Origin of the sequence: Alcaligenes sp. Lyrl_28 (genome assembly GCF_051948705.1) — a bacterium.
Classification (GTDB): Bacteria; Pseudomonadota; Gammaproteobacteria; order Burkholderiales; family Burkholderiaceae_B; genus Alcaligenes; species Alcaligenes ammonioxydans.
On the sequence record NZ_JAYJLG010000006.1, the window covers coordinates 14,973 to 28,607 of the forward strand.

13 protein-coding genes are annotated in these 13,635 nt (G+C 57.6%); 5 read left to right on the forward strand and 8 right to left on the reverse strand.

The genetic code is table 11. The features are described 5' to 3' along the window. Position 1: 1 nt before the first annotated feature. A complete protein-coding gene (locus tag VF694_RS13735; RefSeq protein ID WP_440164668.1) occupies positions 2 to 1,858 on the reverse strand; it encodes a sensor histidine kinase in 1,857 nt (618 codons plus the stop codon). Positions 1,859 to 2,126: 268 nt separating this feature from the next. Between VF694_RS13735 and VF694_RS13740 the strand changes: the two genes are divergently transcribed. After that, complete coding sequence (locus tag VF694_RS13740) at positions 2,127 to 3,518, forward strand: dicarboxylate/amino acid:cation symporter (RefSeq protein WP_440164670.1); 1,392 nt, start codon at positions 2,127 to 2,129, stop codon at positions 3,516 to 3,518. Positions 3,519 to 3,730: 212 nt separating this feature from the next. Here the strand turns inward: VF694_RS13740 and VF694_RS13745 are convergent, their stop codons facing one another. After that, on the reverse strand, positions 3,731 to 4,426 hold the full coding sequence (locus VF694_RS13745) for a glutathione S-transferase (protein WP_440164672.1): 696 nt from the start codon (positions 4,424 to 4,426) through the stop codon (positions 3,731 to 3,733). Between the two features lie 147 nt (positions 4,427 to 4,573). Further along, positions 4,574 to 5,581: an oxygen-dependent tRNA uridine(34) hydroxylase TrhO gene (gene trhO, locus VF694_RS13750; protein WP_440164675.1), complete on the reverse strand. Its 1,008-nt coding sequence runs from the start codon at positions 5,579 to 5,581 to the stop codon at positions 4,574 to 4,576. 212 nt (positions 5,582 to 5,793) lie between these two features. On the opposite strand from trhO, the gene VF694_RS13755 reads away from it, so the two are divergent. Beyond that, positions 5,794 to 6,897 (forward strand): metal-dependent hydrolase, encoded by a 1,104-nt coding sequence (locus VF694_RS13755; protein ID WP_137430683.1) that lies wholly within the window; start codon positions 5,794 to 5,796, stop codon positions 6,895 to 6,897. 212 nt (positions 6,898 to 7,109) lie between these two features. Beyond that, on the forward strand, positions 7,110 to 8,063 hold the full coding sequence (locus VF694_RS13760; protein WP_440164677.1) for a DUF3829 domain-containing protein: 954 nt from the start codon (positions 7,110 to 7,112) through the stop codon (positions 8,061 to 8,063). A gap of 301 nt (positions 8,064 to 8,364) precedes the next feature. Here the strand turns inward: VF694_RS13760 and VF694_RS13765 are convergent, their stop codons facing one another. Next, the gene (locus VF694_RS13765; RefSeq protein ID WP_026485377.1) at positions 8,365 to 8,748 is read right to left on the reverse strand and encodes a DUF4168 domain-containing protein; all 384 of its coding nucleotides are present in this window, start codon (positions 8,746 to 8,748) and stop codon (positions 8,365 to 8,367) included. Positions 8,749 to 8,864: 116 nt separating this feature from the next. Then, a complete protein-coding gene (locus tag VF694_RS13770) occupies positions 8,865 to 9,284 on the reverse strand; it encodes a DUF411 domain-containing protein (RefSeq protein WP_131070888.1) in 420 nt (139 codons plus the stop codon). A 116-nt stretch (positions 9,285 to 9,400) separates the two neighbouring features. Here VF694_RS13770 and VF694_RS13775 point away from each other — a divergent pair, with 116 nt between their 5' ends. Then, positions 9,401 to 9,877, forward strand: a complete 477-nt coding sequence (locus VF694_RS13775; protein WP_131070889.1) for a YbaK/EbsC family protein — start codon at positions 9,401 to 9,403, stop codon at positions 9,875 to 9,877. Between the two features lie 70 nt (positions 9,878 to 9,947). Further along, a complete protein-coding gene (locus VF694_RS13780; protein ID WP_275694118.1) occupies positions 9,948 to 10,079 on the forward strand; it encodes a hypothetical protein in 132 nt (43 codons plus the stop codon). 1 nt (position 10,080) lies between these two features. Here VF694_RS13780 and VF694_RS13785 read toward each other — a convergent pair whose 3' ends face one another. From VF694_RS13785 to VF694_RS13795, 3 genes are read right to left on the reverse strand one after another with little or no spacing between them, the layout of a single operon-like run. Next, positions 10,081 to 10,647 carry a cysteine dioxygenase gene (locus VF694_RS13785; RefSeq protein ID WP_415301919.1) on the reverse strand — a complete coding sequence of 189 codons (567 nt, stop codon included), beginning with the start codon at positions 10,645 to 10,647 and terminating at the stop codon, positions 10,081 to 10,083. A gap of 55 nt (positions 10,648 to 10,702) precedes the next feature. Then, positions 10,703 to 11,455, reverse strand: coding sequence for an enoyl-CoA hydratase/isomerase family protein (locus VF694_RS13790; RefSeq protein WP_440164682.1), 753 nt, complete (start codon positions 11,453 to 11,455; stop codon positions 10,703 to 10,705). A gap of 43 nt (positions 11,456 to 11,498) precedes the next feature. After that, the gene (locus VF694_RS13795) at positions 11,499 to 13,601 is read right to left on the reverse strand and encodes an acetate--CoA ligase family protein (protein WP_440164685.1); all 2,103 of its coding nucleotides are present in this window, start codon (positions 13,599 to 13,601) and stop codon (positions 11,499 to 11,501) included. Positions 13,602 to 13,635 lie beyond the last annotated feature (34 nt).

Consider the following 13,635-nt stretch of genomic DNA (forward strand, 5'->3'; position numbering starts at 1 on the left):
TTCAACCCTCTCCCTGGTCCTGCTTGCTGTCAGCATTCCGCAGCACAATGTGAAACGTGGCCCCGCCCAAACGCGACGGCCCTTCTTCCAGACGGCCACCGAGGGCCGCCACAATATCGTGCGAGATCACCAGGCCCAATCCCAGTCCTTGGTGCCGGCTGGAACTAAAGGGGGTGAACAGGCGCTGGCGAATTTCCGCACTTAGGCCTGGCCCGTTGTCGGACACCACGATGCGCACATGTCGCGTCTCGTTCATCACCTCGATACGAATACGTCCCTGAGAACGCCCCTCAAGAGCATCGAGCGCATTACGCAACAAATTCACCAGCACCTGCTCCAGGCGGACCGGCAAGGCCCATACCTGTACGGGCTCGCTCATGCCCTCCTGCTCCAGCGCCACCGCTTGCGCCCGCGCCCGATGTTCCAGCAACTGCCAGGCGCTCTCGACTGCTGACCGCACCAGCACGGGCCCTTCCTGCTCCTGCGGCTTGCGAGCGTAATGACAAAGCTGGGATGTGATGCTGCCAATACGCTGGGTCAGCGCCTGGATGCGACTCAGGTTCTGGCGAGCGGTCTCAGTCTGCCCCTGCTCCAGCAGGCGCAAGGTGTTATCAGCGTAGACTTCAATGGCGGCCACCGGCTGATTGATTTCGTGGGCCACTCCTGCCGTCACCTGCCCCAGAAACGACAATTTTTCGGCCTGCTCCAACTGCTCTCGCAAATCGCGCGCACGCGAACGGGCCTCCTGCAAGGCCTGCATCTCCTGCTCCAGGCGACGACGCGCCACCTGCAACTGAGCGGTGCGCGACTCCACGGCCTCCTCCAGAGCGTCGCGCAACAAGGCCTGACGCGCCTGGGTTTCACGGCGCTGCTGACTGCGCTGCAAGCCCAGGGCAGCCAGCACCAGAGCCGCACACAACAAGCCCATAACGGTCAGACGGGACTGAAAGGCCTGCGTCCGCAAGGCGGCGTCCATGGGTGCCATCGCATGTAGCGTCCAGTCGCTGCCCATCACCGCTTGCTGTACATGCAAGAACCGCTCCTGCCCCAAGGTCCAGAACGAGGCCCGGTTTCCAGAGTTCGACATGCGCAGCCCCACCGGCTCCAGAGCTTCGCTGCCAAACTGCCGGCTGGCTCGCAGCTGGGCCAGTTGTTCGGGTGCGGCCTGATCCAGACTGTGCAAACGCCAGTCCGGCTCACCACTGAGCAAGATCACGCCATTCGGATCGCTGACAAACATGCGGTCGCCATAGCCTTCCCACTCTTTTTCCAGCAGATCAAACACCAGCTTGATCACCACCACGCCGACGGCCTTGCCGCCCTGCCCCTGCACCATTCGGGAAATATACAGCCCGGCCTTGCCGCTGGAGGTTCCCAAAGCAAAGTATTCAGCGTGCCCCTGCTCCAGGGCTTTGGTGAAATAAGGGCGAAAGCCATAGTGATTGCCCACAAAGCTGTCGGGCGCCTGCCAATTGCTCGAGACCAGCGTTTGCGAATGAATATCCAGCAAATACAGCACCGGTGCACCGGTGTCCTCGGCCAACTGCTCGAACTTGCGGTTCAGTGCCTGGGCATCGCCATAGGCGGGGTTGCCCATGAGGTACTGACGCAAGGCCTCGTCCTGCGCCAGGGCAAATGACAATGTGCGGAATTTGTCACGGATGGTCTGAATCCAGCCCGCATTGCCACGCATCAGGGAATCGAGCCGCTGTTCGCTTTGTGTGAGCAAACGGGCCGTGCCCAAATCAGCCGAGCGCCAGAAAGCGAACAGGCCCAGCACCACAGCCACGCTCAGCAAAAACAGCCATTCGAGCCTGAAGCGCCGCCGCAATCCCGAAGAAACCGGAATGGAATTCATAAAATCCGTGCGAAATTTCGCCAAAAAACAATAATCGTTGTGCGGATTTTCGCACACATAAACAGAAAGCGGGGAAGTCTCCTGCCCGCAAGCCGCTTATTTGCTGACTTCCTGTTTACGAACAGATTGGCACGGATGTTGCTTTAGCTAAGAGCTTATGGGCCGGAACACGGATTCCGGCGAGCGTAAACCGCCTGCCCACACACAATTCCAAGCAGGTCACCAGCTGACTGCTAGGTCGGCTACATCAAGTCACGGAGACGACATCATGATGGATATAAGCACAGGAGAGCATCCGGTACCGCAGATTGTCAAAATCAAGTGGTATCGAATTTTGTACGTTCAGGTCATCATCGCCATCACCATCGGGATATTGCTGGGTCATTTTTATCCGTCCTTGGGCGAGAGCATGAAGCCCTTGGGCGACGCATTCATCAAGCTGGTCAAGATGATTATTGCACCGGTTATTTTCCTGACGGTCGCCACCGGCATTGCCGCCATGACGGACCTTCAAAAGGTGGGACGGGTGGTCGGCAAGGCCATGATTTACTTTCTGACCTTCTCCACCCTGGCCCTGATTGTGGGCATGGTGGTGAGCAATATCGTGCAACCGGGCCACGGCATGCACATTGACCCGGCCTCGCTGGACTCCAGCGCCATCAAAGGCTACGTCCAGCAGGCTCATGACAGCACCCTGACGGGCTTTTTGATGAACATCATCCCGGCCACCCTCATCAGCCCTTTTACGGGGGGTGACATTTTGCAGGTGCTGTTCGTGGCCGTGCTCTTTGGCATCGCTCTGGCCGCCGTGGGCGACCACGGCAAGCCAGTGCTCAAGTTCCTTCAGGCTTTGATGGCACCGGTCTTCAAGCTGGTCGCCATCTTGATGAAGGCCGCCCCTGTGGGCGCTTTCGGCGCCATTGCCTTTACCATCGGCAAATATGGGATTGAGTCGGTCTCCAGTCTGGCGCTGCTGGTGGTGACCTTCTACGTGACATCCGTGCTTTTTGTACTGGTCATTCTGGGGGCCGTAGCCCGCTACAACGGATTTTCCATCACCAAGCTGATCCGCTACATCCGCGAAGAACTGCTGCTCGTACTGGGCACCAGTTCCTCCGAAGCGGCTCTGCCCACTCTGATGCAGAAAATGGAACGGGCCGGGTGTGCCAAGTCGGTCGTGGGCCTGGTGGTGCCTACCGGCTATTCCTTCAATCTGGATGGGACCAATATCTACATGACCATGGCTGCCCTGTTCATTGCCCAGGCCTGCGATATTCCCCTGAGCTTGCAAGAGCAGGTGCTACTCTTGCTGGTCGCCATGCTCAGTTCCAAAGGAGCGGCTGGCGTAACCGGCGCCGGTTTCATTACACTGGCGGCCACCTTGTCCGTGGTGCCCGCGGTGCCTATTGCCGGCATGACTCTGATCCTGGGTATTGACCGCTTTATGTCCGAGTGCCGCGCCCTGACTAATCTGGTGGGCAATGCCGTAGCCACCATTGTGGTCGCCCGCTGGGAAGGAGAGCTAAATACCGATCAGCTCAACAGCGCCATGAATGGGGAACTGCCCCCCCTCGATACCAGCGTCACCCTCCATCAACGAGGTGGCCAGGAGATTCCAGCTCAAGAAATCAGCGAACCTCGCGCCAGCGTTGCGGTCTGATTCCGCTCGCAGCGACAAGAAAGGCCGGTTTTCCCTTGAAAACCGGCCTTTTTTACTGGCCCATGCCGGAGTGGTCGCAGTTGCCTCGCCGTGCGGGTCGCTTTGCTTTTCACTCGTCATTAAGCCTCGAAACCCACGCAGAAGAGCCCGGCGAGGTGTTAAGACACGCAGTCATCAAGTACAAGGCCGCAGGGACTGCTAAACAGAGTGAGTCAGGCAGGCAGGCAGCCTGCCGGAAAAAGCACCATTTCGCTGTCCGGCGTCCAAGCGGGATACTTGCCCATGATGCTCGCAAACAAAGTGCTGGATTGAAAATTCACGAGCCAGCTCGACAAGGCTGCCCACGGCTGGGCGTCGAACCAGGCTCGATCCACCTGAGCGAATTGCCGCACAAAAGGGGCAATGGCCAGATCAGCCAGACAAGGCGTCTTACCCACCAGATAGCCCTCTTGCTCGATACGGGCATTAAGGCCCATCAGTATTTCACTGGCTTGCGCCCGATGCAGGGCCGAGAAACGCGTCGCCTCCGTGAACTGCTCATCATCCGTATGACGATCCGGGTACTTATAACAGTCCAGATGCTTCTTGAACGGGCCGTCGTTGGCAGCAATCAAGGCCTCCATCTGCTCGTGCAGACCCTGTCCGGACTGTAAATAATGGCAGGGATCGTGAATCGCCAAGGCCCAGCGCATGATATCCAGGCTTTCATCAATCACCCTGCCATCAGGCAGGACCAGCACAGGCACGGTTGCTTTGGGAGAGGCCAGACGCAGGGCGTCCGGTTTGTCGCGCAGCACGACCTCGCGCAACTGGCAAGACACGCCGCTGGCCGCAATCGCCAGCCGTGCGCGCATGGCGTAGGGGCAGCGGCGAAAAGAATACAAAATGGGTAAATCAGATAAGGACATGCTCGATACCGATGGAAAGCCGCGCATGAGCGCGGACTTAGCGCGATGGTGCGTGTACAAAACGCCCTTCCAGGGAAGAAGGGCGACTTGTTAACAGCCCAAGGCCAGAATCAGGCTGATAGAGGTAACACAGCAGCCCGATACAGGCTAGAGGTCCTTGCCCTGCTGGGCCAGCAGGCGCTGCTCCTCGGCCTTGCGACGGGCGGCTTCGCGGCGCTCTGCCAATTCATCCATGCTGACGCCAATATGGCGCTCTTCGCGTTCGCGAGCCAGAGCCACCTGCTTCTGGCGCTCCCGAAACCGCTCGATCTGTTCGGGCGAGCTGTGGCCGTGACAGTAAGGGCAACTGACGCCCTCTTCAAATTGGGCTGACTGCTTTTCCTCTTCACTGATGGGCATGCGGCAGGCGCGGCAAAAATCGTAATCGCCGGGTTCCAGACCGTGACGCACCGATACGCGCTCGTCGAACACAAAGCAGTCACCATCCCACAGGCTTTCTGCTGCTGGAATCTCTTCCAGATATTTCAGAATGCCGCCTTGCAGGTGGTAAACCTGATCAAAGCCTTGCGAACGCATGAAGGCTGTGGATTTTTCACAGCGGATACCGCCGGTACAGAACATGGCCACGCGCGGTTTGCCATGCAAGACACCGCCTTCCTTGGACTGCTCGGCCACCCACTGAGGAAACTCGGTAAAGCTTTGGGTCTTGGGGTTGATGGCACGGTTAAAAGTGCCAATACCCACTTCGTAATCGTTGCGGGTATCCACCACCACCACGTCCGGATCGCTGATCAGGGCATTCCAGTCTTCGGGAGCAACATACTCGCCCACCATTTCGGCGGTTTTCAGATCCGGTACGCCCAGGGTAACGATCTCTTTTTTCAGCTTCACCTTGAGGCGGTAAAACGGAGCCTTGTCGGCATAGGATTCTTTATGCACCAGGCCAGAAATACGTGGATCGGAGTTCAGATATGCCAAGACGGCACGAATACCCTCCTGAGGGCCGGCAATCGTGCCGTTAATCCCTTCGCGCGCCAGCAACAGCGTGCCCTTGACCTCGTGCTGCTCGCAAAAAGCAAACAAGGGGTCGCGCATTTGGGCGAAATCGGGCAATTCCACGAACTTATATAAAGCCGCGATCAGGTAGGTAGACATAGGTAAACGAATTCTCTGGATAGAAGCGGTGGCGCAGCCCGCAGGCGGTAGGACAGCGTAGGCCGTCGTACACTATACGCGACTGATACCCCTTGGGCCTTTGACGCCCGTCAAAAAAATAGGGCGGGCCGGGGATTCAACTTTAAAATCATAACGCTAAAGCCGTCAGGCCGCATCTGGCCCCGGTCCCTGTTTCACTTTGCACGAGAGCTATGGATTCCGTAACACAAGCAGTCCTCGGTGCCAGCATCTGCGGCTCCCTCCTCGGGCGGCAGTATGGCCGCAAGGCGGTCCTGTCCGGTGCCATCATCGCCACCCTGCCCGATCTGGATGTCTTCATTCAATATGGGGACCCGATTACCTCCATGGTCAGTCATCGGGGTTTCTCGCACTCTTTGTTTGTGTTGAGCGCGGCAGGCATCCTGGTCACCCTTTTATGGCGACTGCTGTTTCCACAAGCACGTGCCTCTGCGGGGAGGCTGGGGCTGGCGGTCTGGCTGGCGCTGATTACCCACCCTCTTCTGGATGCCTTTACCAGTTACGGAACGCAATTGCTGTGGCCTTTGGCCGCTACCCCGGCAACCTGGTCCAGCATCTTCATTATTGACCCGCTCTATACCGTGCCCTTACTGATCGCCACGATCATAGGCTTGATTCGTGGGCCGGTACCCGCAACGATACGGGCCTGCAACTGGGCCTTGCTCTTGAGCAGCCTGTATCTGGCAGCCTCGGTAGGTGCCAAGTTCTGGGCCGAGCAACAGGCAACCGCACAGCTCAAACAAGAGCAGGTGGAAATCGCGCGGGTATACTCCGCCGCCCAACCCATGAACATCCTGCTCTGGCGTGTACTGGTGCGCGACACACAGGACCGGGAATGCGAAGTCATGGTGGGCCTGCTGGACCGGCTGCGTGCACCCAAGGGGCATCAATACGAATCCCTGTGCCTGCCCGTACATAGCGACTACACCCAGCTGTTCCCCCCCTTGAAACAGCTGGAGCAACTGCGCTGGTTTTCGGACGATTGGCTGCGCTACGATATCATCGATGACCTGTTGGTGGTCAGTGATATACGCATGAGCCTGGGCCCTGGCCAGTACAGTTTCCGCTTTGTCGTAGCCGAACGCATTGCCGACGACACCTGGTTGCCGGTGATTCCGTATCGTTGGGCCAGTGGCCACAATATTGCTTTGCTAAAGCCCGTTCTGCGTCGTATTTGGGAGCCGACTTCACCGCTACCGCTACAAGAATGGGCCAAACGCATTGATGCCGGTGTACCTATTCCCAGGGCAAGCCCAGACTTCCAGGACATGGATTAAGCAAGGCCAAAAACCAGAGATGGAGACGGGCCTGTGCAGGGTGGGCATAGCCAACTGTTGCTAGCCCGCCCGGCCGCGTGTAGCACGCACTCCTGAAACATAAGGTCCTAGCTTGATACAAAATACGAAGTGGTGAAGCTATAAAATTGCGTCCTGCCCGATAGGGGTGTTAACGTATTGCCAACGCATCAAAAGCATCAATCACTTTCATCATGAATTTAAAAAAACTATCTGTTTTCGCCACGCTGGGCCTTTGCATCGCTATTGCGGGCTGCAACAGCGAAGAAGCGACAGAAGCACCATCTCAAGCGGTCTCGTCCGAGCAAGGCTTTATCCAGAAATACAATGCCTATGTTGAAGTCGCCAATAGCTTGCATAAGCCTTTCTACCGTGCGCTTTCCGATTATCAAACCGTCTACGAGCCTGCCGTGCGCTCAGGCAAGAAACTGGATAACTATTCCGTTGTTTCACTGGTAAGCATCAAGAACACCCAGGAAAAACTGAAATCCGCCTTGGCACTGGAAGCCAACATGCCGGAAATAGATGGACCAGCAAAGCAGTTTGACGACTCCTTGACCAAGCTGGCACCTCTCAATTCCGAGTTGAACAACTATGCCGAATCAAAAGAGTTTCTGACGGATGGCGGCAAGAAGGCAGCCGACAATAACGAGGCGTTCGTCAGCGCCCTGACAGAAGTCGTACAGGCAGAGGCTGCATTTCTCCAAGGTATTCAGAAACAGGATGAGATAAACATCCAGACCTCTTTCGATAAAGCTCCCAAGGACTCAATGGAGCATTACCGTTTGGGTGCCGTGCTGTTCAGCAAGCAGGCCATGAACAAGGTCGATGCTATTTTCGAGCAGCAGGGAGCCAAAGAGAGCATTCCCCCCTTCCAGGAAAGTCTTGACCAGGCAGCCGCGATGATCAGCAACTGGGATAAAAAATTCAAGGAAGAAACGCCACAAGGATGCCCAAGAATCATGTCGAAGATGAATGAATTCCTGGCTCAGGGCAGAAGCGTCATCCAGCATGCCTCTGAAGGCAATTACGTACCTCAGCAAGGCTCGATCAGCTGGCAGATCAATAACCCCATAAAAAATGACGCCAGCAGCTTGCAATTGAAATTCAATGCAATGATCGGGGCGCTTAACTATCCCCGTTGCTAATGCCACCCAGAGACTGGAGCTTGAAGCCGTAAACCTGGCGTCAGGCTCCAGTCTCAATGCAGGCAGTCATGCCGGCTCTGGCAGGCGCGCTTTGTCTTGAAGCGACCTACACAATCAGCACCCACGCTGCGCCTTTGGCTTGCTGCCTCCGACGGGGCTTTTTCCGGGGGCGCCGAGCTTTGGGGCAGCACGGCGACAAAAAAAACCCTGGACGATTACGTCCAGGGTTTAAATTTACCCACTACGGTCACTACAAAATGACACCCGGCGCTCTGTCAAACCCGAGGATCACAAACAAGCCTTATTTCAGCATCCCTTCAACACGCTGGCGCAAGGCCGGGTCCTGCTGAATCGCCAGACTGATGCCGTTGTAGTCCGCCAGATCCATGCCATTGGCACTGACCACGCCTACCAGGCGCTGGTCGGCTTCCTGAACAATAGCCTGACGCTCTGCATCACTTTTGGCCGCATCCAGACGCGGCTGATATTCCGAAGCAGTTTGGGCGACCTTCTTGTAGGTGCGCGCATATTGCTCCAGCTGAGAATCCGTAGGTTTAACGATCTGGGTGGCAGCAGGGGCTGCCGAGTTGGCCGGAGCCGCATTGCCCTGGGCCATCGCAAAAGGGCTGTACATGCCAAATGCGACTGCGGTAGCAGCGAGAAAAGCTTTAACTGAGGGCTGCATAGATGGAACCTCCTGAACAGAGTCAATGAACGGTCATCATGACAAGAGCGGCAGCAGCTTACAAGTTTCTCAATGTAGTTTCGTGTATCTGCATGCCACCCGTTTACTGACTACGATCAGTCGCGCGAGTAAGGCCGGCCCTTGAAATCGACTGTGATCAAGTTGCCATCCAGCTCACCCATTCCGGGCGAATTGGCAGGCATGCCCGGTGCGGCCAGGCCACGGATGCTGGCGTCGCTCATCATCCGTTTGACGACATGGGCCGGCACATGGCCCTCCACCCGCTGGCCAGTCTGTTCCACCACCGCAGTATGGCAAGAAGCCAGCTCGGCTGGTACGCCAAGTTGCTGCTTGACCTGCCACATGGCCTGGGTCTTGACGGATTTGACCTCGAAGCCTGCCTCGCTCATGTGCTGGGCCCAACCCTCGCAACAGCCGCAATTGGGGTCCTGGTAAACCGTCACGGCAGGCGCCTGTGCCAGGGCCAGGGAACTGAAGGCCATCAAGCCGGCCGACAACAATAAGGGTTTAATCACAATTACATTCCTGTTTTGCAGCGCCAGGGCGCTCTGGTTGACACACACATGCACTTGGCTAAGACTAGGCCCCAGCAAAAAAGTTTAACAAAACATCCTATTTCGTTCCGATCATCATGAGTCTTGATTCCGTCAAACAGTTCTTGAGCGAATACGCTGCTGATATCCAGATTATTGAAACCACAGAAAGCACGGCAACAGTCGCGCTGGCCGCGCAGGTCCATCAGGTCGAGCCCGGGCAGATCGCCAAGACACTCAGTCTGAAAGCGGGCGATAAAGTGGTTTTGCTGGTCGCCCGGGGCGACGCCCGTCTGGACAATAAGAAACTGCGCAACGTTTTTGGCACACGCGTCAAAATGCTGGATCTGGCCAACACTGAAGCCCTGACGGGCCATCCGGTGGGCGGGGTATGCCCCTTTGGTCTGGCTACGGCGCTCGATATCTACTGCGACCTGTCCTTGCAGGACTTCGATACCGTATTGCCTGCGGCCGGTTCGATCAACTCTGCTGTACGCATTACCCCCCAACGCCTGGCCGAGCTGACCCGCGCCCAGTGGATTGACGTTACGCAGGCCCCCCAGGCCAGCGTCTGATCCGGCCCGCTCATTCCTCTTTCGCCATGCACCTTGTCAACTGTTCGTGTTTAGGCAGGTGACTCATCGTGTGCTCAAGGAAAGCAACCATGCGCTGGACGAAAAAGTCGCCCAGCGCAATTACTCTGTGCTGCTGTATCGCTGGATTCAGGAAATGATTATTGGCGCACGCATCGGCCACCTGCCCAAGGACATCGCGTAAATCAGACCACTGCAGCCCGGTTGGCATACCCGGAGACGAACTCCTTGGCCTGCCCGGTCTGCGGATCAAACACATGGCGGCGTACCTTGCCGATATCCGCGCCATAAACGTGAATGCTGATGGACACCTGGTCATCATAGACATTGGAGACCTCGTGTATATCGCCCACCGTGGGTGACACCACTTCCACCACGCCCGGCTCCAGAATCTGCGTATCTTCTTCTGTCATCTGGCCGGTCTGAGGATCACGGTCAAAAGGCCGGGATCGTTCGGCACCACGCAACATGCCAATCAAGCCCCACACAGTATGGTCGTGGATGGGCGTTTTCTGGCCGGGGCCCCACACAAAACTGACCACGGAAAAGCGCTCCTGTGGACAGCAATACAGCAAGTACTGTTGATAGAACTGCGGATGGGGCTGGGTGTATTCGGGGGCCAGCCAATCGTCCTGGGCCACCAGTTCGCCCAGCAGGACGCGGCCCTCACGCAAGATATCCTCCTCGCCGACGGCGGGGCGGGCGGTCAATTCATTCATCCCTTGGATAAAGCGCTCAAAACGGGGGTGCATAAGGGGATGTCTCCATAGTTGCCTGGGCCTTACGGCCCAATTCGTGAATCAGTTCTTATTTGTTCAGATACACCGGGGCACGTTTTTCCTTGAACGCGTTCATCCCTTCCTTGGCATCATAACTTTCCTCGATCGCCTTCAGTTGGCGCATGGTGCGCGCCATTTGCTCGGACGGCCCCCGAGTCAGCACCTCATTATTGATAAAGCGCTTGAGGGTCTGCAAAACACGGGGCGACATCTTGGCCAGATCCTGAGCCATGCGCACGGCTACCTGAACTTGCTCACCGACCGGCACCACCTCATTGGCAAAACCCAGATCATAAGCACGACGGGCTTCCAAGGTACGGCACAACAGAATCACTTCCATGGCGGCATGATGCGGAATGCGCGAGGCCAGGCCGGAGATAATGCCGCCCGTAAAGCCCAGCTTGGCTTCCGGGTAGGAGAACTTGGCGCTCTCGGAGGCCACCAACAAATCCGTCATCATCGCCATCACCAGGGCCCCACCCACGCACCAGCCACTGACAGCCGCAATAATGGGCTTGTCGGTTTCAAAGCCTACCGTGGGGATGGCACGCCACAACTCGGGCCACTCATTAATATCGGCACCGGCAGAAAAAGCGTCATTACCTGCCCCGGTCAGCACGGCTACACGACGTGTGGGGTCCTCATCAAAAACCAAAAACGCCTGCTGCAGCTCCTTGACCACCGTGGCGCTCAAGGCATTGCGGCGATCAGGACGATTGATCGTAAAGATGGACACACCGTCATCGTGGTTTTCGACAAGAATGCACTGATAATCCGACATGGTTTACTCCTCCTGGGTATTGTTAAAAGAATCGATCTTGGTTTTATGCGCCTATGGACAGGCGGGCATCGACGGCGTGACAACGGGTGGCCGCCACGATCAATGGGTTGATATCCAGTTCAAACTCGGTGTCGCGCAGGTCGTGAGCCAGGAAGCTGACACGCACAATCGCATCGAGCACCCCGGCCCGATCCAGCATGCGCCCCCGGTATCCCTGCAACAGCTTGTCGATCATCAAAGTAGACAAGAGTCGATCCGCATCAGCCAGAGTCAAAGGAGCGGCGGCAATCACCCGATCCGAGAGCATTTCCACCAAAATGCCGCCCGCCCCAAACACCACCACCGGGCCAAACTGCGCATCCTGACGTGCTCCGATCAACAGCTCCACATCGCCTTTGGCCATGGCCTGCACCAAAACACCTTCCAGACGGGCATCCGCCTTATGGGCTTTGGCATTCGCGTAGAGCCGGGCAAAATCCCGTCGCAAGCCAGCCTCGTCGGCCACATCCAGCGCCACCCCGCCCGCTTCGGTTTTATGAACAATGTCGGGAGAGACAATCTTCATCACCACCGGGTAACCCATCTGCTCGGCCTGCGCCACGGCCTGTTCCACGTCCTCACATACCTGGCCCAGATTCACCGGCAAGCCGTAATGCGCCAGCAATCGTTTGGACTGATCTTCATTAAGAACACCACGCGGCATCACACTAGGAGCCTGGCAGGCACTGGGGCGCATCGCTACCTGACGCGGCACGAACTTCCCATGTCGTTTCCAGGCTGACAAGGCCAGGGCCGCTTCCAGACTGGAGCTGGCATACGCATGGCCGTGCTGGGCCAGCTTCTGCCGCAAAGGCTCGGATGTTGCACCCGCATCAAACGCCACCATGACGGGCTTGGCCCAGTGCGGTTCGGGATGGATGATTTTTTCAATCAGAGCCGCCATCCATTCCTGCGGACACATGGAGGCCGTAATCAATACCGCATCGCTTTGCTGATCCTGCATCAGGGCATCCAAAGTGGCGCGGGCCACTTCGGTGCAATCCTGGGTCAGACGGGCGCCCAGATCCACCGGGTTATCCGCCTGCCCGGCCGGGTAGTGGACAGCCAAGGCATGCTGGGTAGAAGCAGAAAAGCCGGACAGCTCCACGCCCTGCTCTGCCAAGGCATCTGCGGCCAGGGCTCCGCCGCCGCCCGAGGGCGTCACAATCGCAACTTTGGAAATCGTGTTGCTGGTAAAGCGCACCATGCTGTTTGCCAACAGAAGCATGGCTCCCATATCGTCCATCAGGCTGATGCCTTCATCGCGGCAGACACTGGCAAACACATCATGGTCCCCGGCGACACTGGCGGTATGCGAAAAGGCGGCTGCCTTGCCCGCACTGGAGCGCCCGGCCTTGACGGCCAGCCAGGGCTTGCCCGCGGCCTGCGCCCGGCGAGCCGTACGGCGCAAGACCTGTGCATCCTTGATGCCTTCGATATAGGTACAGATCACCTGCGTCTTGGGATCATCAATCAAGAAATCCACAAAGTCGCACAAGTCCAGATCTGCCTGGTTACCTACCGAGAAGCCATAGGTAAAGCCGCCGCCCATCGCCCATGCACGATCAAAGTAGGTGGTCATCAAGGCACCGCTTTGACTGACAAAACCAATCGGACGCTCGGGCAGGCTATCCCTGTCCAGCACCGGCGACGAACACAACACCAGCTTGCGGCTGGGGCTGATCATGCCCAGGCAGTTGGGTCCGATCAGACGCATGCCCGACCCCCGGCAAATGCGCAGCAGCGCCTGCTCGCGCTCCAGCCCGCGCTCACCTGCATCAGCAAAGCCCGCCGAGATCACCAGCAGACCACGCACTCCCATTTGAGCCGCCATCTGCGCCTGCTCCAGAACGGTATCGGCCCCCACCGTAAACACGGCCAGATCCGGGGCGCTGTCCAGCGCAGCCAGACCGGGCACAGCGGGCAAACCAAACAGACTGCTGCGACTGGGATTGATGGGCAGGACCTTGCCGCCATACCCGTGCTTGAGCAGCATGCGAAACAGTCGCCCGCCAAACTTGGACTGATCTTCCGAGGCGCCGACCAAAGCTATGGATGCCGGGTCCAGCAAAGCGTCCAGCGTGCTGGCGCAAGTGACGGTTTCCATCACGTTTGTCTCCTGTTGGTGGTTCTGTGAGCGT